Below are 19,418 nucleotides of genomic sequence, written 5' to 3'. Positions count from 1 at the left end.
TCTATCTCTTGCTGATTTGTGAGACAATAATCCGTTCATTGCCGGATACTTTGGCATATCAGATCTGCGAGTCCGCTTATGACCTCGAAAATATCCCCCAAAACCATCTTCTCCAGTGTGGCGCTGGTGATCGCGCTCGGTTCACTGGAAAAGAGCATAGTTACCACCCCGCTGCCCATGATTGGCGCCGAGCTGCACGCCGGTGCCGCCCTCACCTGGGTGGTGACCGCCTATCTGCTGGCGGCTACCGCCGTGCTGCCCCTCTATGGCAAGCTGAGCGATCTCTTTGGTCGGGTGCGGATGCTCAATATCGGCATCGGCCTGTTTCTGGCGGGCTCGGTGGCCTGTGCGCTCTCTCAGGATCTGCCGACCTTGCTGGCAGCGCGGGTGCTGCAAGGGCTGGGGGGCGGCGGCCTGATTGCCCTCGCGTTTACCGTGATTGCCGACACCATACCGCCACGTGAGGTGGGCAAGTATCAGGGCTACATCTCAGCGGTCTATGCGGTCTCCAGCATCGCCGGCCCCTTGCTCGGCGGCTACTTCACCGAGCAGCTCAGCTGGCGCTGGATCTTCTGGATCAATCTGCCGCTCGGAGCGCTGGCTGTCTTTCTCATCAACCGCAACCTCAAGCAGCTCAACGTGCGTCGCCACAGTCGCTTCGATTGGAAGGGGGCGGGTCTGCTGATTACCGTCACTACGCTCACCCTGTTGCTGCTCTCGCCGGAAGCGGCGCTGCCCGCCGTCTGGCTTTCGGCGGCGCTGGGCGTTGCATTGCTGCTGCTGATTCTGATTGAGCGGCGTGCCCACGACCCCATTCTGCCTGCCCATCTGGCACGGCTGCCCGGTTATCTGGTGAGCGTGCTGCTGGTGATGCTCTCCCAGTTGCTGATGTTTGCCGTGCTGGTCTATCTGCCGTTGCAGATGCAGTGGCAGAAGGGGTTGAGCGCCAGCGAGAGCGGGATGAGCATGGTGATCTTCATGATCTGCATTACCGCCGGCGCCTTTATCGGCGGCAAGCTGATTGGCCGTACCGGTCACTACAAGAGCTTTGTTGCGGTGGGGTTTGGCCTCGCGGCGGTGGCTCTGTGGCAGATCCACTTCGATGCCTGGGTCAAGCTGGCCCTCGGGTTTGCCGGTATTGGTCTCGGTCTGGTGCTGCCCGCCCTCTCGGTGGTGGTACAAAATGCCCTGCCACGGGAAGATCGCGGCATCGGCATGTCGCTGTTCAACTTCGGGCGGGAGCTTGGCGGTGCCGTTGGCGTGGCCATCTGCTCCATGCTGTTTCATTTCCGCCTGCCAGCCGGCAGCGATGGCGATCTGAGCCGGCTCGCCCCCGATCTGCTGGCCCCGGGCTTCAGCGCAACCTATATCGGCATGGCACTGATAGCCACGCTGGCGCTGCTCATCACATTGCTGGCGTTGAAGCGCCACGAGTTGGCATCCATCAGCGCCTGATTTGGCCTGTGCCGACATTAGCTCACCATAGCTAGCATCAGGGCTCCCCGCGGGGAGCCCTGATTGTTATTTGGCGAATAGCGTGGCTGTTGCCATCAAGCCATGCGCGAGTTACTCCTGCGCCGGACTCTCCTTGCCTGCCAGCTGGCTCAGCCAGGCGAAGCGGCGATTAGCCTCCTGCTCTGCCTCTTCATAGAGCTGGCTGGCCACCTCAGGCAGCTGGCGCTCCAGCCGCTGGAAGCGGGGCTCGTGGCGCAAGGTCTCGGCCAGTGAGGTATTGGGTGCCCGCGAGTCGAGCGCCAGCGGCAGTTTGCCCTCGTCAGCGCGGCGCGGATCGAAGCGGTAGAGGGGCCAGAAGCCGGTGGCGGTCAGCTGTTTCATCTGCTCATGGCTCTCGGCCATGTCGTAGCCATGCTCCTCGCAGGGGCTGTAGGCGATGATGAGCGACGGCCCCGGGTAGGCTTCCGCCTCCTGAATCGCCTTCACTGTCTGGTTCATCTGGGCGCCGAGGGAGATCTGCGCCACATAGACGTGGCCATACATCATTACGCTGGCCCCGAGATCCTTGCGCGCCTTGCGCTTGCCCTGCTCGCCAAACTTGGTGATGGCCCCGAGTGGCGTCGCCTTCGACTGCTGGCCGCCGGTGTTGGAGTAGCACTGGGTATCGAGCACCAGCACATTGATGTTCTCCCCCAGACTCAGCACATGGTCGAGCCCGCCAAAGCCGATGTCGTAGGCCCAGCCATCGCCGCCGATGAGCCAGACCGATTTTTCCACCAGATAGTCCGCATCGCGAGCCAGTTCATGGGCCTCCGGAGTCTGGCTCTCCTGCAGCAGCGCTCGCAACTGCTGGATATGGGCCCGCTGCTCGGAAACCGGCAGGGTGGCATCGCCGAGCGCCTCGCGCAGCGCTGTCGGAATGGTGTCGCCCAGGCTTGCCAGCAGACGGCGTACCCGCTCCCTGTGCTGATCGACGGTGAGACGGAAGCCCAGTCCGAACTCGGCGTTGTCTTCAAACAGCGAGTTGGCCCATGCCGGCCCGCGCCCGTCGGCGTTGGTGGTGTAGGGGGTGGTAGGCAGGTTGCCGCCATAAATGGACGAGCAGCCGGTGGCGTTGGCAATCAGCAGCCGATCGCCATAGAGCTGGGTCAGCAGCTTGATGTAGGGGGTCTCGCCACAACCGGAGCAGGCGCCCGAGTATTCAAACAGCGGCGAGATGAGCTGGGAGGTGCGGATGTCGATGCGCTCCAGCTGCTCGGCGCTGCGCTCTGGCAGGTCGAGGAAGAAGTCGTAGTTGGCCTTCTGCTCGTCGAGGTGATCGAGGCGTGAAGCCATATTGATCGCCTTGCGATCCGGGTTGCTGCGATCCTTGGCCGGGCACACCTCTACGCAGAGGTTGCAGCCGGTGCAATCCTCCGGCGCCACCTGCAGCACGTACTGCTGGCCGCGCATGTCACGGGATTTCACATCCAGCGCATCCAGAGTGGCGGGAGCTGCGGCCAGCGCATCCGGTTCTACCACCTTGGCGCGAATGGCCGAGTGGGGACAGGCGGCGACGCAGTAGTTGCACTGGGTACAGAGCTCCGCCTCCCAGATGGGGATCTCCTTGGCGATATTGCGCTTCTCCCAGCGGGTGGTGCCGACCGGCCAGGTGCCATCCGGCGGGAAGGCGGAAACCGGCAGGCTGTCACCCAGTCCCGCCAGCATGGCGGCGGTGACGGTCTGGACAAAGTCGGGGGCCTTGGTCGAAACCACCGGTGGGCGGGGGCGGCTGGCGGGATCCTGCTCGCCAAGTTGCACCCGGGTCAGGGCGGCGCAGGTTGCCTCCAGTGCCTGCCAGTTGCGCTCGACTAGTGTCTGCCCCTTGCTGCCATAGCTGGTGGCGATGGCCTGCTTCAGCAGGCTGGTGGCCTCTGCGGGGGGAATGATGGCGCTGAGCTGGAAGAAGGCCATCTGCATCACGGTATTGATGCGGTTACCAAGTTGGCAGTCGCGGGCAATTTTGGCGGCGTTGATGATGTAGAAGCGCGCCTCTTTCTCGCGCAGGGCGTGCTGTACCTCGCTGGGTAGCCGTTGCCAGATCTCCGCTTCGCTGTAGGGGGTGTTAAGCAGGAAGATGCCGCCCGCTTTCAAGCGCTCCGTCATCCGGTACTTGTCGACAAACTGCCACTGATGGCAGCCGATAAAGTCCGCCTCTTCCACCAGATAGGCCGATTGCAGCGGCCGCTCGCCCACCCGCAGGTGAGAGACGGTGAGGCCGCCCGCCTTCTTGGAGTCGTAGACGAAATAGCCCTGCGGATAGAGGCCGGTGTGGTTGCCGAGGATCTTGATGCTGTTCTTGGCCGCCGAGACGGTGCCATCGCTGCCAAGGCCGTAGAAGAGCGCCTCCAGCTTGTGTTGCTGGCCGTGGATGGGGCTTTGCGAATTCAGCGCGGGCAGCGGCAGTGAGAGACCTGTGATGTCATCGAAGATGCCGACGGTAAAGCGCGGACGCGGGTTCTCCTGCGCCAGTTCGGCAAACACCGCCAGCGCGCAGGCGGGGCCGAACTCCTTGGAGGAGAGGCCGTAGCGACCGCCGATGACCCGCGGCAGGCTTGCCCGCTCGCCCCGGCTGACCGCTTCGGCCAGCGCCGTCATCACGTCGAGATAGAGGGGCTCGGCCTGTGCGCCCGGCTCCTTGGTGCGATCCAGCACGGCAATGGCGCGGGCACTCTCCGGAATCGCGGCCAACAGGTGCCCGGCCGAGAAGGGGCGGAACAGCCGTACCTTCACCAGACCTACCTTCTCCCCTTGGGCCAGCAGGCGCTCGATCACCTCTTCACAGGTGCCAATCGCCGAGCCCATTAGCACCACAATCCGCTCCGCCTGCGGGTGGCCGACATATTCAAACGGTCGGTAGTGGCGGCCGGTCTGCTTGCCAAAAGCCTGCATTGCATCGCTCACATGGCCATAGGCGGCGTCATACCAGGGGTTGCTCGCCTCCCGGCACTGGAAGTAGGTGTCCGGGTTGGCTGCGGTGCCGCGAATGACCGGTTTGTCGGGGGTGAGCGCTCGGTCGCGATGGGCACGGATGGCATCTGCGGGTAGCAGGGCACGCAGGGTGTCGTCAGCGAGCGGCGCTATCTTGGCGATCTCGTGAGAGGTACGAAAGCCGTCGAAGAAGTGGATAAAGGGGAGGCGGCTGTTGAGGCTCGCTATCTGGGAGATCAGGGCAAAGTCCTGCGCCTCCTGCACATTGCTGGCACAGAGCATGGCACAGCCGGTCTGGCGCACCGCCATCACGTCCGAGTGATCGCCAAAGATCGATAGCGCATGGGTCGCCACGGTGCGCGCCGCCACATGCAGCACGAAGGGGATGAGCTGACCCGCCAGCTTGTAGAGGTTGGGGATCATCAGCAGCAAACCCTGCGACGAGGTAAACGAGGTCGCCAGCGCGCCGGTCTGCAGGGCGCCGTGGACGGCGGCGATGGCGCCCCCTTCCGACTGCATCTCGACAACCCGAGGTACATCCCCCCAGAGGTTCTTGCCTCGCTCGCTCGACCAGGCCGACGACTGCTCAGCCATGGCCGAGCTGGGGGTGATGGGGTAGATGGCGATGACTTCGCTGGTGCGGTACGCCACCGAGGCGACTGCGTTATTCCCGTCTGTGGTGATCATCTGTTTTCCACTTTGCTATGCCAGTTTGAAGGCCGATAGTTGCATCGGCAATGGATAGGTCGCAGGCATAGTAAGAGGGGCAATAAGAGCGTATCAAACGGGATAAATAATCAATTAATAAGTCAGTAGTAGTGGTTAATTTAATCCCGCCGTGTGGGGGCGTGATTTTCTGCTGATAACCGGCGGGGGCGATTGACGGGCCATTGACATGGCCCGTTAGCACGGGGTTAACCCCGCTCCACTTGCAGCCAGATGGCGCACTGATAAGGGGCGAAGAGTGGCAGCGGTTCGTTTGGGTAATTGGCCAGCAGCAACCGCATCTCGTCTGTCACCTTGTCGAAGTGGGGCATCGTCAAGGGATTGGCCGTGAGATTGGCGAGCAGCAGCAGGGTGTGCCGATCTCCGCTTGCCGGATCCTGCCAGTGGCGGCGGTAGCCGATGCGCTCGGGGTCATCCCCATCCAGCAGTTCGAAATTGCCGCGGCGAACGACAGGGTGAGCCTTGCGCAGGGCTATAAGCTGGCGATAGCAGTGAAACGGCGAGTCGGGACGGGTCAGCTGTTCGTCAGCATTAATCTCGACGTGGTTGGCATTGAGGGCGATCCAGGGTGTGGCCGTGCTGAAACCGGCGTGGAGGCCAGCGTTCCACTGCATCGGGGTGCGGGCGTTGTCGCGGCCGATGGCATCGAGCCGCCGACTCAGCTCGGCAGGATCCAGCCCTGACTGGCTGGCGCGGTAGTTGATGGCCTCCACATCGCGCAGCTCGCCCGGCTGCCAGTGGCGGTTGGTCATGGCGAGCTCCTCCCCCTGATAGATGAAGGGGGTGCCCTGCATCATGTGCAGCACCATGGCCCATAGCCTGGCGCTGGTTTCACGCCACTCTGGCCTGTCATCGCCAAAGCGTGATACGGCGCGGGGCAGGTCGTGGTTGCCGAGAAACAGGCTGTTCCAGCCCTGACCGTGCAGCCCTTGCTGGTGGCGGGCCATGGCCCGTTTGAAGGCGAGGGGATCGAAGCGGGATGACCACTTGTCACTGCCGAGCCCCAGATGCTCGAAGTTGAACACCATGCTGAACTCGCTGCCATCGTGGTTCGAATAGTTCTGCATATGGGCGAGATCGGCTCCCCAGGTCTCCCCCACCGTAATGATCCCCTTGCCGCCGAAGCTCGCGGCATTGAGCTCGCGGATATAGTCGTGCAGGTGCGGACCGTTGCTCATGGCCAGTCGGTCCCACTCTTTGCTCACCATATCGATCACATCGAAGCGAAACCCCTTGATCCCTTTGCCCAGCCAGAAGTTGAGCACCTCTGCCATTTCGGCACGCACCGCCGGGTTGTCCCAGTCCAGATCGGCCTGACTGGGATCGAAGTTGTGCAGGTAGTAGCGATCAAGGGTTGGCACATACTGCCAGCCGCAGCCGCCAAAAATCGAGGTGATGGGGTGGGCGTCAACGAAGGCCTGGTCGCGAAACACGTAATAACTCTGATAACGGGGATCCCCGGCCAGTGCCTTCATAAACCACTCGTGCTCGGTGGAGGTGTGGTTGGCGACGATATCCATCATGATGCCGATGCCGTGGGTGGCCGCTTCGGCTATCAGCAGCTCCATCTCGGTCAGGGTGCCGAAGGCGGGGTCGATGGCACGGTAGTCCGCCACGTCGTAGCCGTTGTCCCGCTTGGGGGAGCGATAGATGGGGGTAAGCCAGAGCATATCGACCCCGAGGGTGGCCAGATAGTCGAGGCGCTGACGGATGCCGTTGATATCGCCCATGCCGTCGCCATCGCTGTCCTGAAAACTCATGGGGTAGATCTGGTAGATGACGCAGCTATCGAGGTCGATATCGGGCGTGTGGAGGGGTTGCGGGTTCATCAGCTTGGCCGGTTGGGGGAGGAGATTTTCTATCTTACCCAGATGAGCAGGCAGTCAACAGGGCAGGGGAAACCTTGAAAAGGGTTCCATTGTTGGCTGATTGCCAAAAGTGCGGGGAGGGTCACAAAGGTGCCATCCCGGGCCACGGCTGTGGTCGGGATGACACGGCACTTAGCGCTGATGCACCGCAGCGATACAGGCTATTGAGCGGCCTTGGCCTGCTCCTGCTGGCGTTCTGCCTTCTCTTGTTGGCGCTCCGCTTGTGCTTCCAGCTCCTTGCCGAGGAAGTAGTTCAGGAAGGTGCGGATCACCGCGATGATGGCGAGGCGGATCAGCTCCTCCTTGCTTGGCGCGACCGTGGTGGCCAGGATGTCAGCGGCGAGCTGGAACTCCAGCGCCAGAATGAGCCAGCTGCCAAAGCAGAGACGAATGCGCGGAAAGCCGGGCTGGTGATCCCGCACCCGCGCCGCCAGCCAGAGAGTTTTAAAGAGGCCAATGACCACACAGGCGATGGAGATGATCTCCAGCAGCAGCTGGAACAGCTCGACCCCGAGCATCATCCCCTCTTTCAGGCTCGCTATCTCAAACACTCGGGTCACCTCCCTGATTCAAAAGAGGACACTATTAACACATCGCTCGGCAAAGGCCAAATTGAAGCCACTTAATGCTTGTGGGTGAAATGAGCTGATGATCTAACGTTGGGCTCCACTTGACCACTTTTTGTATGCACAGCACAATCCTTGCTCTTTCATGTAGTTAAAAGGTGAAGAGGCATTTTCATGACGCAGACGCAGAACCCAGCCATTGGCATTGATCTGGGGACAACCAACAGCGCGATCGCAGTATGGCGTGAGGGCCAGGCTCAACTCATACCCAATGCCCATGGCGAGGATCTGACGCCGTCGATTGTCAGCATTAGTGAGGACAACACCCTGTTGGTGGGTCAGGCTGCTGCTACCCGCCTGCTGACGGACCCGGCCAATACAGCGTCTCACTTCAAGCGTTTTCTGGGTAGTGAGCGGCGTTATCGACTGGGCAAGGAGCAGTACACACCGACCGAGCTCTGTGCATTGGTACTGGGGAGCCTGAAGTCGGATGCCGAGGCGTGGCTCGGCCACCCTGTGCGCGAGGTGGTTATCTCGGTGCCAGCCTACTTTGGCGATCAGCAGCGCAAGCAGGTGCGACTGGCGGCCGAGTTGGCCGGGCTTGATGCGGTGCGCCTTATCAACGAGCCGACGGCAGCCGCCATGGCTTACAGCCTGCATGAGCAGCACAGCCGCCGTTTTCTGGTGTTTGATTTGGGCGGGGGGACCTTCGATGTGACCGTGGTGGAGTATCAGGATGGCATCATGGAGGTGCGAGCCTCGGCGGGAGACAATCGGCTCGGTGGCGAGGACTTTACCCAAGATTTGGTCGATGCGGTGCTTAGCAGGCTCAACACCGATCGCGGTGAACTGACGCTCTCCCAACTCGGGCAAGTTTATTTGTCTTGCGAGCGGGCTAAACGTCATCGCAGTGGTAGCGGCCTTGATGTCGAGCTTGGTGCAGAGTGGAACCGGAAATTCAGTTTATCCGAAAGCGAGCTGACCGAGATCTGGCGCGATACCCTCACCCGGTTACGTAAACCATTGAGTCAGGCGCTCTCCGATGCGCGCCTTCGGCCCGAGGAGGTGGATGAGCTGATCTTTGTCGGTGGAGCGAGCCGTCAGAGCGAGGTGCAACAAATGGCGGTGCGTCTGCTTGGTCGCTTTGGCCGCCACGAGCTGGATCCGGATCGGGTGGTCGCCATGGGCGCTGCTATCCAGGCTGCCTGCCGTTTGCGTGACAGTGCGGTTGAAGAACTCATCATGACAGACGTTTGTCCTTTCACGCTGGGCATCGCTGTCAGCCAGGGTGACCAGCACGGCATCTTTAGTCCCATCCTCGAGCGCAATACAGTTGTACCAGCTTCACGAGTGGAGCGTTACCGCAGTGGTCACGAACAACAGAGTGCTGTGTGCATCAGCATCTATCAGGGGGAGCGCTTCTGGGTGCGCGACAACCTGCATGTGGACGATCTCGAGATCCCGTTGCCGACCGGCAAGGGCATTCAGGAAGTGGATGTGCGTTTCAGTTATGACATCAACGGCATGCTGGAGGTGGACGTTACCCTGGTGAATTCGGGTGAGCAGTTCCAGAAGGTAATAGACAGAAGTCCGACTGGCGTGACCGAAGAGGGTAAGCACGAGAGTCGAGAGCGTCTGGCCCGTCTCAAGCAACATCCGCGCGATGCGTTGCCCAATCTGACCCTGAGCGAGCGATTACAGCAACTCTATGAAGAGAGCATCGGTGACGAGCGGCGTCAGATAGAGCAGTGGCTGCTGCAATTTGAACGGGTCCTGGCTGGCCAGGACCCGCAGCTGATCCGCTCATTTCGAGAAGAGATGAACGCTCTGCTCAAGCAGTTGCACTAGTCGAGAATGTCGCTCAGCGACATTCGGCCCTGTTTGTAGAACTCCCTGGGCCAGCCACGGCGCAGTGCGCCCGGCCTTAGCTGACTGCTCATGACTAGGTGGCCGAGCCACAGGGGGACCGCCAGCCAGGCGTTATTGATGTAGAACGCGATGGCTAGCCAGATCAGACTCCAGACCAGATAGTTCCGACTGGTGCGCGGACGTGTCTGAGCCCGGCAGATATGCCACATCAGATAGAGGTTCATGAACAGCATCGCTGCCATATCCAGACCGAGGGAATAATATTCCACCCAGTTGGGGGAGCCGGAGGCGAGGACTTCGCGCAGGGATGGTTCCAATGGAAACGCGAAGTAGGGCAGGATGGCGGACAATATGCTGACGAACATCAGCTGTGAACCGCTTTGTAGCCTGAAACGCTTTTTGGCGTGTGCCCTGTCATGTTCAAGTTGGGCGTTGAGCTTGTCCTCCAGATAGCTCTGTACCAGAGATCGCACCTCCTGCTGGGCTGGCGTGAGGCCATCCGGTTGCTTGTAAAGCGGGTCTAGTTGACGGGCCTGAAAGCCATTTCTGCCAAAATCATGAGCCAGCATGGCCAGGGCATAACAAACGGGATAGACAAACCTGGCTGCCGCTTCGTTCGGGCGGTGTTTCTCAAGTTCTTCCAGCGTGGTGATATTGTCAGGGTCCTGTTGCAGGTAAGCGTAAATTAGTGACTCTTCGGCATAGGGGTAGACTTCCAATGCTAATCCCTGTGCCTGGCGCAGTTTTTCGAGCCGTTCGCGCAGTGGCGTCAAAATATAGCCATAGGACTCATTGCTTGCCTTGTGGCTGAGCAGCAGGTTCCACAGCACAATGGTGCAGGCCAGATCCGGTTCGTTATCCAGTCGTCGATCGATCAGGGCTGCCAGTGCGGGTAGTTCGTTCAAGCGGGCTCGTTCGAGAAGCACCTCGTCGCTGACATCAGAGTGTTTAAGAAGTTCTGCCTGGTTGCGCAGTTCCAGCGACAACACGTACTGGTGCGGCCAGCGGGCGCAGGCGTCCATGATGGCAGCTTGGTATAGGGTGGGTTGGGCACAGAGACGCAGGAGGGTGGAGAGCGGTGTGTCCTCCTGACTGGTTGGCAGTGAGCCCACCGACTGGCGAATGGCGTCGAGATGCTGTTTCGGCGTCCAGGGTTTGGCATAGTAGAATTGCGCCCAGCGAAAACAGCCTGGCCAGCTCTCGCCATGCCAGGCATCAGCGAGCGCCGTATCGCTATAGAAGCGTTGATGAGAGAGACGAGCGCCCAGATGCATCCCCAGCATCATCCGCTCATCCCATCCTTCATTGCTTGCGCGCTGGGCGATTGCTTTGAACCAGGAGTCAGGCAGCAGCGGATAGCGGCGCAGGCAATCGAGCCACTGCTCCGGCGTGGCGCAGGCAATCTGCTCGGCACTGGGGGGCGCGATACTCAGCCAGTCATCGCTGCCATAGCGGGCAAGCAGTGCGTCAAGCAGGGGCAGTGCTGGCCGCTCGGCCAGTTTGCGGCGAGCGTGGCGTTGCAGCAGGTGTGCGAGGTACCGCCAGCCGCCCTCGGCCTCGGCCAGCTCGGGTTGTGTCAGTGCTGCTTCCAGTGCCTGCCAGGTGCCATATTCGCTGTGCCACCAGAGGCGTGCCAGGGCACCACGTGTGCCGGGTAGCGCGTCCAGCGCCAGGGCGGTGAGCGGCATATTGTCAAACCCCAGCATCTGGTCGTGCAGCCACTCTTCCACCGGGTCCGGCTGCTGCCAGGGCAGCATCAGCCACTGGGGTTCCCAATAGGCGCTGCGTGAGGTTGGCCACTTCTGGGCTGTGGCGAATGCCTGCAGCCAGCGGGACAGCTCCTGATCGCTGTCTAGATGCCACTGGATAAGGTGATTGGCGAGCAGCGCCTCGTATTCCTGCTCTTCCAGTGCCTCGGCGACCTGCATCACCAGCTGTTCCTTGCCGCAGCGCAGGCTGGCGTCGGAGAGCAGGTGCCAGTCATCTTCACTGAGGTGATCCTGCTCCAGCAGAGCAAGTGTGAGCGCAAGACGGTGGGTGGGATCACCGTCAGTACCGGCGGCATGGAGCGCGCGCAACTGCAGCCGGAGCAGATCCGGGTGGTCACCGACGATGGGGAGGGCTGAGTGATAGATGAGCCCTAACACGCTGTTGCGATCACCTGCCTCGAGCGATAGCAGCAGTGGCTGATAGAAGGCCAACACGGCGCGTTGACGGGCATGGTCCAGGGTGGCAAGCCACTCCAGAGGGGCTGCCAGCGGCGCCTGACGCCACCAGTCGAGAAATTCCCCCTTCTTTTGCATGTCGCCGGTAAGACGCAGTAGTGACGCCCAGTCGAGCGCTTGCCAGAGACGCTCGATCACCGGTGCTGGCAACCATTGCCATTGGAAGATGTGTTGCAGCACTTCGTCCGACAGCCGGCTCTGCTGAACCAGCGAAAGTGACTGCAGTGATGTCTGCCACTTATCCCATTCGGTCATTACAAATCGCCGACTGGCATCCCCAAGCAGTTCAAGCAGGGCGGTCAGTTCAGCGGCGTCGGCCGGACGAACCAGCTCGGTCTGTGGCTTCGAGGCGTCACTCATGGCTGGACGCGGCTGGCTGGCCTCTTCATAAGCCTCGCGCAGCAGGCGGAAGCCTTCGGGATCGTCTTCCGGGTGGCAGTCACGCAATTTGATATGATAGGCGCGCTTGATGGCGGCCAGATCGTTGGTCTCTTGAAGACCGAGACGTTGCCAGATATCCATGTTTTATTCCTGTGGATCGCTGTTGAAGAGGTCAATGAGGCTTTGGGGTTGTTCTATGTCGGGTAGGGGGACCTCGTACCAGCTTTGTCCGTGGATTGGGTTCTCCTTATCCCTGAGCGCATCGGCCAGCATTGTCCTCATATCCCTTGCAATCCAGCCGTGTAGCAGAGCCTGGGCGGCTTGCTCCGGCTCCCCCTCTTCATGACTGAATTTCCATAGGCAGCGGCCGGCATACCAGGCCTGGGTGTACTGTGCCCAGGAGTGGTAACGCCGACGAGCCTGGTGGGCGAGATGGTTGTGGATAAAGCCGAACTCCTCCTCGCTGACCCAGCCAAAACGCAGCCCCTCCCGGGTGAGGTACGAGGCGCGCCCATAGTCCCATGCCTGCACACCATGAGGGCCGATATAGGGGGCGGTACGAGCTACGAAGTCGAGTGAGGCGCGGTGACGCGGCGAGGTCGCACGCTCTCGCATGGCTTGCCATTGGCTCGGTTGCAGGCAGTGAAAGGCGGCGTACTCCTCAAGCATGAGATGCCCGTGACAGTCGCCAAAGGCCAGCTGACGGACTTGCCGGTGCAAGTCGAGGCGATTCTCAATGCCCCAGTCGTCGGCGAGTGCATTCCTCTCCTCCAGGCCATCTCGCAGGGAGGTGGGTTTGAGATACTCGCGCCACTCGGTCTGGAAGGCGATCTGTGGGGAGGTTAAAGTCAGCCACCATCGTTCGTGTGGGGCAAGATTGGCACTATCTAACATGATTTCACCGGGGGGCATTTGAGTCAGCTGGTAACTATAAAGGCGTGCGAAAATGGATGCAATTGATCCTCTGTTACTGGTTACGCAACCAGTCGGAGAGTTGTTCAATGAGCTGACGCGCAGCGGGGCTGACTCCGGCCAGTTGGAAGAAGCCGTGTATAACACCCAGTTGCCGCTGACAGGTAGCCGTGACACCGGCTTGCAGCAGTTTGCGATAGAAGGCTTCCCCCTCATCGCGCAGCGGATCATATTCCGCCGTTACGATATGGGTCGGCGGCAATCCTGACAGGGCGGGATGATGGAGCGGACTGGCTTCGGGGTGAGTGACGGGCTGCTCCCCCAGATAGGCGTGAAAACCGCTTAACAGCATGTCGCGGGTGATGAGGTAGTCATCCCCTAACTGCCGATAGCTGTCACTGTCGCCAGCAGCATCGAGCATCGGATAGATGAGCAGTTGGGCAGCAGGCAAGGGGGCGCCTCGCTCCTTGAGTCGCAAGGTGGTGATCAGGGCTAGGTGGCCGCCAGCACTGTCGCCCGCAAGGGCAATCCTTGCCGGATCCCCATGCCATTTCTCCACATCGGCCATGATGGCGAGCGTGGCTGACAGTGCATCGTCATGTGCTGCAGGATAGGTATGTTCAGGGGCAAGGCGGGTATGTACCGCGAACACCAGTGCTTCGGCGCGATTGCAGAGCATGCGCATCTGGCGGTCGTGAGTGTCGAACTCACCGCTGACAAAACAGCCGCCATGAAAGTAGATCAGGGCCGGACGGCTTGCACTTGAGGTGGACGCTGGCTGATAAAGGCGAACGGAATAATGGCCGTTTTGCCACTCTTCGACAGCGCCAACCTCCTCCTGTTCACCACCCAATATGGCTGAAGCAAGATAGCCTTCACGCCGCTCCTGCCAGCTCAGGCTGCTCGCCTTGGGGCGGCCTGCTGCAATGAACTCTGCCAACATGGCCGCAATGGCCGGTTCAAGTTGTGTATCCATAACGCACCAATGACTGTATATAAAAACAGTCATTTTGCGCTTTTAGCCAAAGAGCGCAACCGGCGTTAGCTGAGGCAGCTCACAAAATCAGGCTTCAATCAGCACGAATTCAATCACATAGAGCGGTGGCAGAGCGGGGTAGATGTCGCGGATCACCTGTTTGAGCTCGGGGAGGGTCATGTTCTCCTGACGGGCGTGCTCGTCGTTCAGTTCATCGAAGGCGACCGCCTTGACCGAGAGTACCTCTATGGTGCCAAAGGGCTGGTGCTCCGGGTTGGTGAACAGCGCCAGCCGCTGGCCGGGTTGCCAGTTGGCCTCGCTTTCGTCGCGGATGGTGATGGTCTTGCGGCCCGCCTGAATATCGGCAACGAAGCGGCTGAAGAAGGTGAATTCGGGATAGGGATGGGCAGACATGGTGACTCCTGGCTGGGTGAATCGAAATGAGGTGAATGGAAATCAAAGATCGAGATAGGCGCGCAGCCTGGCCAGATCGGCGATAACGGGGCCATTGCTGCCGTCGGCAACTATGCCCTGTTCGACCAGCTCCTTGAGGGCGCGGCGATAGACCCGCTCGGTGGTGCCGAAGCGCGCCGCCTCATGGGCCCGCTTGCGTGACCCCAGCATGGGGGTGCGCTGGCGTTCTCGCCACAGCTCATAGGCGATGTTGTAGGCAATGGGGTGGAGCAGCCGGCTGGTGGTGATCTCCAGGGTATCGAGATAGTCGCTGGCAAGTGCGGCGGCGAAAAAGAGGGTCAGCTCGGGTTCGGCCAGCAGCCGCTGGGCCAGCTTGTGGGCGCAGATGACCCGGGCGTCCAGCTCGGTCTCGGCCACCACGTTCCACTGCACCGGGGTGGCGCTGAAGAACTCCATCTCACCGAAGATCTGGCTATGACACTCAATCTCGCCGAGCTGGAAGCGGCGGCCAGAGTGTACCGTGCTGTTGAGGGAGACCCGGCCATGTTCGACCAGATAGAGCTGCTCGCTCTGCTCCCCCTGCCGCATGATCAATTCGCCCGGCAGGTAGCGGCGCAGAAACAGGGTGCAGGTGTCGAGCGCCGCGGCAAAGCGGGGTTCAAGCTGCTGGAGTTCGGCGTGAAAACGGCCGAGAGGGTAGGGCTGTTGCTGCATGACTTGCCTGTCGCACCGGATGACGAGGGCCATGAGGCTAGCAAGAGTGCGGGCCGGATACCAGCCCGCCTCCCGTCGAATGTGCCGTGAGTAACGGTTTGCGGATTATTGCACCAGGGCGTGGAGGGCGGCGGCGATGGCTTGCTGCTCACCGGCCATCATCGCCTGTTCGGCGCTGGTGTAATCCGCCACCCCTTGTTGCACATCCTGCTCGAACAGCACCACGTTGCAGAGCACGGCGGCGACCCGTACCTTGCGCAGGCGACCCACCGTCAGCAGGGAGGCAGTCTCCATGTCAGCGCCGAGCACGCCACGGGCATGCCAGTAGCGGCACACCTCCTGCTCGTCATCCCGATAGAAGCTGTCGTGGGAGCGTACCAGCCCGTGCCAATGAGGCTGGCTGCCGGTTGCCACATGGTTGAGCAAGGCGGCCTGCAGCCAGATATCGGCGCAGGCGGGGTACTCGGCGGGCAGATAGGCCTGTGAGGCCCCCTCATTGCGCACAGCGCCTTCTACCACGATAAGGTCGCCCAGCCCGATGTCGTGTTGCAGGGCACCGGCGGAGCCGACCCGAATGAGCGAGCGGGCGCCGGCTTGCACCAGCTCTTCCAGCGCGATGATGGCCGAGGCGCCGCCGATGCCGGTGCTGCAGACCGTGATGGGCAGCCCCTGATAGCGGCCGTTGATGAGGCGAAACTCCCGGTTTTGCCCCAGCACCTCACACTGCTCGAGCTGGCTGGCGATGCGATCGACCCGGGCCGGGTCGCCGCATAGCACCACCCGCTCGGCAATCTGGTCGGGGCGGCACTGGAGATGGGGTAACAGACTCATGGCTTACAGACCTTGTGGCTGGCGCTTGGCGGCAATCACCCAGAGGCGGGTGCCGTTGGCGGCGATAAACAGCAGGATCAGGTATTCGAGCGACATGGCGTAGACGCCCTGCGCGGCATAGACACCGATGCTGATGATGTTGATGACGACCCAGAGGATCCAGTTTTCCACGTATTTGCGGGTCATCAGGATCTGGGCGACCACCGAGAGCACCGTCATGCTGGCATCCCAGAAGGGGAAGGCATCGGGGGAGGGCTCGGGGGTGGCAAGGTTGGCACCAAACAGGTTGAGCAGGGAGACCGAGGTGCGTGCCAGGGTGGCGAAGACCGGGTCGATATAGCGGGTCAGCAGAGCGATGGCCAGCACGCTCACCACGGCAGTGACGATGAGCTTGGATTTGCTGAGCCAGCGGATCTGCAGGGTATCCCCCTGATCGTTGGCCGGGCGGGTCCAGGCGTACCAGCCGTAGACGTTGGCGCAGAAGAAGAACAGCTGCAACATCAACAGTCCGTAGAGCTGGATCTGGAAGAAGATGATGGCAAACAGGCTGACGTTGATCAGACCAAACAGGTAGTTGATGGTTTTCTCCTGACTGGCAAACCAGATGCAGGCCAGCCCGAACAGGGTGCCGATGGCTTCAATCCATGACATGGCATAGCCGCCACCCAGCGGTATGGTCACTAGCGTGTTATTGATGCTGAACAGCTCGAATATGCTCATTTTCTGATCCTTGGGCATGAGGGTTAGTATGCGAGGGCGCCATTCTAAGGGGTGAGGGGGAGGAGGGGCAGGACTTTTGTCCGCCCCGGGCTTGGCCCATATCAAAGAAATCGCCGCTGCTGCCCGGTTATTCCAGCAGTGATGGGTTATGGGGCCCCGGCGGGCCGGACTTTATTGATATGTAGCAAGATGATAGCGCCATGGCTGTGGTCTGATAGAGTCCACTCTCCGGGAGGAGAATCACGTGATAAAAGGAGGTTGCATTGAATTCCGAGCTTGTCTGGGTGCTCTGTCTGCTGGCTGGCGCCATCTATCTCTTCATGACCAACAAGGTGCGCATGGACGTGGTCGCCTTGGGCGTGGTCATCCTGTTTGTGCTGAGCGGCACCCTCACCCTGCCAGAGGCGCTGGCGGGCTTTAGCGATCCCAACGTCATTCTGATTGCCGCCCTGTTTGTGGTGGGTGAGGGGCTGGTGCGTACCGGCATCGCTTATCAGGTGGGGGATGCATTGGTGAAGGTGGCGGGTAGCAGCGAGACCAAGCTGCTGGTGCTGCTGATGGTGGCGGTGGCGAGTCTGGGGGCTGTGATGAGCAGCACCGGAGTGGTGGCCATCTTTATCCCGGTGGTGCTGAGTGTGGCGAACCGGATGGGGATCCCGGCCGGTCGCCTGATGATGCCCCTCGGTTTTGCCGGGCTGATCAGCGGCATGATGACGCTGGTGGCCACGCCCCCCAACATGGTGGTCAACAGCGAGCTGATGCGCCACGGCATACATGGTTTCGGGTTCTTCGATTTCACCCCCATGGGCGTGCTGATCCTGGGGCTGGGCATCCTCTACATGCTGCTGGTGCGCGGCTCCTTGGTGGGCGAAGGGGAAGAGGGCAAAGGCAAGCCGGCCGGGCGCCGCACCCTGCGCGATCTGATCCGAGACTACCGATTGGCCGGTCGGGCCCGTCGTCTGGCGCTGCGGCCGGACTCCCCGCTGATTGGCCATACCCTGGATGAGCTGCAACTGCGTGCCCGTTATGGTGCCCACGTCATCGGGGTGGAGCGCTGGCGCAAGTTTCGCCGGGTGATGGTGCCGGTGTCCGGGATCAGTGAGTTCCAGGCCAAGGATGTGCTGCTGATCGACATGTCAGACCCCGAGGTGGATGTGCGGGCGTTTTGCAGCGAGGCGCGGCTCGAGCCGATGATCCTGCGCGGGGAGTATTTCTCCGATCAGGCGCGGGAGGTGGGGATGGCCGAGGTGTCGCTGATCCCAGAGTCCAAGCTGCTGGGTAAAAGCGTGCGTGAGGTGACCTTCCGCTCCAGCTATGGTTTGAGCGTGGTGGGGCTGCGCCGCGACGGTGAAGCGCTGGCAGGCAAGCTGGTGGACGAGCCGCTGCAGATGGGGGACACCCTGCTGGTGGTAGGGAACTGGAGCCACATCAGACAGTTGCAGACCCATAGCCGCGACTTTCTGCTGATGGGGCTGCCCGCCGAAGTGGACGAGATGGCCCCCGCCCGCAGTCAGGCGATCCATGCCCTTATCTGCCTCGGGGTGATGATCCTGCTGATGGTGACCGATCCGGTGCCCAACGTGATTGCGGCGCTGATCGCCTGTCTGCTGATGGGCAAGTTTCGCTGCATCGACATGGAGAGTGCCTACAAGTCGATCCACTGGCCGACCCTGATCCTCATCGTCGGCATGCTCCCCTTTGCGCTGGCGCTGCAAAAAACCGGCGGGGTGGATCTGATCGTCGGTGGTCTGATCAATGCGGTAGGGGAGATGGGGCCGCGGGTCATGCTGGCCAGCCTGTTTGCCCTTTGCGCGGTGATCGGGCTCTTTATCTCCAACACCGCCACCGCAGTGCTGATGGCGCCCATTGCGCTGGGCACGGCCCAGCAGATGGGGGTATCGCCCTATCCGTTTGCCATGACCATTGCCATCGCCGCCTCGGCCGCTTTTATGACGCCGGTCTCGTCACCGGTCAATACCCTGGTACTGGGGCCGGGCAACTACAAGTTTGCCGATTTTATCCGTATCGGGGTGCCATTCACCCTGTTGGTGATGGCGGTGAGCGTGGTAGCGATCCCCTGGTTCTTCCCGTTCTGATAACCGGGATGATGAATGTGTGCACCAGCGGCCTGCGGGCCGCTTTTTTATGGCCGGGAGACAAGAGTGGCAAGGCGTGCTCGGAATCAGTGAAGAGTGATGTGGACGGGAATTAACGTGGAGATTGGTTAAATAGAGGAGCGAGAGAAAAACTAGGGAGAGGCAAATTTCAGATACAAAAAAACCAGCGTGAGCTGGTCTGTTTGGTACTGCTATTAATGGTGCGGAAGGAGAGACTCGAACTCTCACGCCTAGGGCGCCAGAACCTAAATCTGGTGCGTCTACCAATTTCGCCACTTCCGCAATATTAATGGTGGCTATGACGGGATTCGAACCTGTGACCCCCGCATTATGAGTGCGATGCTCTAACCAACTGAGCTACATAGCCGTTTGTTATCGACCACTGATGTGGAAGAGAACAGAAAAATGGCTGGGGTACTAGGATTCGAACCTAGGGATGGCGAGATCAAAACCCGCTGCCTTACCGCTTGGCGATACCCCAACAGAAATAATGGTGGCTATGACGGGATTCGAACCTGTGACCCCCGCATTATGAGTGCGATGCTCTAACCAACTGAGCTACATAGCCGTTTGTTATCAACCACTGATGTGGAAGAGAACAGAAAAATGGCTGGGGTACTAGGATTCGAACCTAGGGATGGCGAGATCAAAACCCGCTGCCTTACCGCTTGGCG

General features: G+C 60.8%; 13 protein-coding genes and 4 tRNA genes. 3 read left to right on the top strand and 14 right to left on the bottom strand.

The window, feature by feature from the left end; translation table 11 throughout:
* Positions 1 to 78: 78 nt before the first annotated feature.
* The gene (locus AB5Y84_RS11415; RefSeq protein ID WP_368176967.1) at positions 79 to 1,455 is read left to right on the top strand and encodes an MDR family MFS transporter; all 1,377 of its coding nucleotides are present in this window, start codon (positions 79 to 81) and stop codon (positions 1,453 to 1,455) included.
* A gap of 111 nt (positions 1,456 to 1,566) precedes the next feature.
* On the opposite strand, the gene nifJ is transcribed toward AB5Y84_RS11415, so the two are convergent.
* The 3 genes from nifJ to AB5Y84_RS11400 form a co-directional block, all read right to left on the bottom strand.
* Entirely contained in the window at positions 1,567 to 5,112 is a 3,546-nt protein-coding gene (gene nifJ / locus AB5Y84_RS11410) for a pyruvate:ferredoxin (flavodoxin) oxidoreductase (RefSeq protein WP_368176966.1), read from the bottom strand.
* A 227-nt stretch (positions 5,113 to 5,339) separates the two neighbouring features.
* Positions 5,340 to 6,980: an alpha-glucosidase gene (locus AB5Y84_RS11405; protein ID WP_368176965.1), complete on the bottom strand. Its 1,641-nt coding sequence runs from the start codon at positions 6,978 to 6,980 to the stop codon at positions 5,340 to 5,342.
* A 200-nt stretch (positions 6,981 to 7,180) separates the two neighbouring features.
* Positions 7,181 to 7,570, bottom strand: coding sequence for a DUF1622 domain-containing protein (locus tag AB5Y84_RS11400; RefSeq protein ID WP_368176964.1), 390 nt, complete (start codon positions 7,568 to 7,570; stop codon positions 7,181 to 7,183).
* 189 nt (positions 7,571 to 7,759) lie between these two features.
* Here AB5Y84_RS11400 and AB5Y84_RS11395 point away from each other — a divergent pair, with 189 nt between their 5' ends.
* Positions 7,760 to 9,433 (top strand): Hsp70 family protein, encoded by a 1,674-nt coding sequence (locus tag AB5Y84_RS11395; protein WP_368176963.1) that lies wholly within the window; start codon positions 7,760 to 7,762, stop codon positions 9,431 to 9,433.
* On the opposite strand, the gene AB5Y84_RS11390 is transcribed toward AB5Y84_RS11395, so the two are convergent.
* The 7 genes from AB5Y84_RS11390 to pnuC form a co-directional block, all read right to left on the bottom strand.
* Positions 9,430 to 12,201, bottom strand: coding sequence for a J domain-containing protein (locus AB5Y84_RS11390; RefSeq protein ID WP_368176962.1), 2,772 nt, complete (start codon positions 12,199 to 12,201; stop codon positions 9,430 to 9,432). The two genes, AB5Y84_RS11395 and AB5Y84_RS11390, sit on opposite strands and share 4 nt — an antisense overlap.
* Before the next feature lie 3 nt (positions 12,202 to 12,204).
* Positions 12,205 to 12,954: a DUF1266 domain-containing protein gene (locus AB5Y84_RS11385; protein ID WP_257725293.1), complete on the bottom strand. Its 750-nt coding sequence runs from the start codon at positions 12,952 to 12,954 to the stop codon at positions 12,205 to 12,207.
* A gap of 73 nt (positions 12,955 to 13,027) precedes the next feature.
* Entirely contained in the window at positions 13,028 to 13,948 is a 921-nt protein-coding gene (locus AB5Y84_RS11380; protein WP_257725294.1) for an alpha/beta hydrolase, read from the bottom strand.
* Positions 13,949 to 14,035: 87 nt separating this feature from the next.
* A complete protein-coding gene (gene yqfB / locus AB5Y84_RS11375; RefSeq protein WP_150995642.1) occupies positions 14,036 to 14,362 on the bottom strand; it encodes a N(4)-acetylcytidine aminohydrolase in 327 nt (108 codons plus the stop codon).
* Positions 14,363 to 14,404: 42 nt separating this feature from the next.
* Positions 14,405 to 15,076: a Crp/Fnr family transcriptional regulator gene (locus AB5Y84_RS11370; RefSeq protein ID WP_257725295.1), complete on the bottom strand. Its 672-nt coding sequence runs from the start codon at positions 15,074 to 15,076 to the stop codon at positions 14,405 to 14,407.
* Positions 15,077 to 15,181: 105 nt separating this feature from the next.
* On the bottom strand, positions 15,182 to 15,907 hold the full coding sequence (locus tag AB5Y84_RS11365; protein WP_257725296.1) for a nucleoside phosphorylase: 726 nt from the start codon (positions 15,905 to 15,907) through the stop codon (positions 15,182 to 15,184).
* Positions 15,908 to 15,910: 3 nt separating this feature from the next.
* A complete protein-coding gene (gene pnuC / locus AB5Y84_RS11360) occupies positions 15,911 to 16,627 on the bottom strand; it encodes a nicotinamide riboside transporter PnuC (protein ID WP_236319162.1) in 717 nt (238 codons plus the stop codon).
* A gap of 263 nt (positions 16,628 to 16,890) precedes the next feature.
* Here pnuC and AB5Y84_RS11355 point away from each other — a divergent pair, with 263 nt between their 5' ends.
* A complete protein-coding gene (locus AB5Y84_RS11355; protein ID WP_342401071.1) occupies positions 16,891 to 18,723 on the top strand; it encodes an SLC13 family permease in 1,833 nt (610 codons plus the stop codon).
* 219 nt (positions 18,724 to 18,942) lie between these two features.
* On the opposite strand, the gene AB5Y84_RS11350 is transcribed toward AB5Y84_RS11355, so the two are convergent.
* The 4 genes from AB5Y84_RS11350 to AB5Y84_RS11335 all read right to left on the bottom strand — a co-directional run bounded on the left by AB5Y84_RS11350 (position 18,943) and on the right by AB5Y84_RS11335 (position 19,312).
* Positions 18,943 to 19,026, bottom strand: a tRNA-Leu gene (locus AB5Y84_RS11350).
* Positions 19,027 to 19,034: 8 nt separating this feature from the next.
* Positions 19,035 to 19,111: transfer RNA gene (locus tag AB5Y84_RS11345), tRNA-Met, on the bottom strand.
* A gap of 39 nt (positions 19,112 to 19,150) precedes the next feature.
* Positions 19,151 to 19,225: transfer RNA gene (locus tag AB5Y84_RS11340), tRNA-Gln, on the bottom strand.
* 10 nt (positions 19,226 to 19,235) lie between these two features.
* Positions 19,236 to 19,312 (bottom strand) — tRNA-Met (locus AB5Y84_RS11335).
* Positions 19,313 to 19,418: the final 106 nt, after the last annotated feature.

The sequence above is a fragment of the Aeromonas sp. s11 genome (assembly GCF_040907945.1).
Classification (GTDB): domain Bacteria; phylum Pseudomonadota; class Gammaproteobacteria; order Enterobacterales; family Aeromonadaceae; genus Aeromonas; species Aeromonas veronii.
This window is presented reverse-complemented; position numbering and strand designations above follow the sequence as displayed.

What these genes read in the sequence shown, in the direction of transcription:
- AB5Y84_RS11415 (WP_368176967.1), top strand. Translation starts at nt 79, where the DNA reads ATGACCTCGAAAATATCCCCCAAAACCATCTTCTCCAGTGTGGCGCTG.
- AB5Y84_RS11370 (WP_257725295.1), bottom strand. Translation starts at nt 15,076, where the DNA reads ATGCAGCAACAGCCCTACCCTCTCGGCCGTTTTCACGCCGAACTCCAG.
- yqfB (WP_150995642.1), bottom strand. Translation starts at nt 14,362, where the DNA reads ATGTCTGCCCATCCCTATCCCGAATTCACCTTCTTCAGCCGCTTCGTT.
- nifJ (WP_368176966.1), bottom strand. Translation starts at nt 5,112, where the DNA reads ATGATCACCACAGACGGGAATAACGCAGTCGCCTCGGTGGCGTACCGC.
- AB5Y84_RS11365 (WP_257725296.1), bottom strand. Translation starts at nt 15,907, where the DNA reads ATGAGTCTGTTACCCCATCTCCAGTGCCGCCCCGACCAGATTGCCGAG.
- AB5Y84_RS11390 (WP_368176962.1), bottom strand. Translation starts at nt 12,201, where the DNA reads ATGGATATCTGGCAACGTCTCGGTCTTCAAGAGACCAACGATCTGGCC.
- AB5Y84_RS11405 (WP_368176965.1), bottom strand. Translation starts at nt 6,980, where the DNA reads ATGAACCCGCAACCCCTCCACACGCCCGATATCGACCTCGATAGCTGC.
- AB5Y84_RS11395 (WP_368176963.1), top strand. Translation starts at nt 7,760, where the DNA reads ATGACGCAGACGCAGAACCCAGCCATTGGCATTGATCTGGGGACAACC.
- AB5Y84_RS11385 (WP_257725293.1), bottom strand. Translation starts at nt 12,954, where the DNA reads ATGTTAGATAGTGCCAATCTTGCCCCACACGAACGATGGTGGCTGACT.
- pnuC (WP_236319162.1), bottom strand. Translation starts at nt 16,627, where the DNA reads ATGAGCATATTCGAGCTGTTCAGCATCAATAACACGCTAGTGACCATA.
- AB5Y84_RS11380 (WP_257725294.1), bottom strand. Translation starts at nt 13,948, where the DNA reads ATGGATACACAACTTGAACCGGCCATTGCGGCCATGTTGGCAGAGTTC.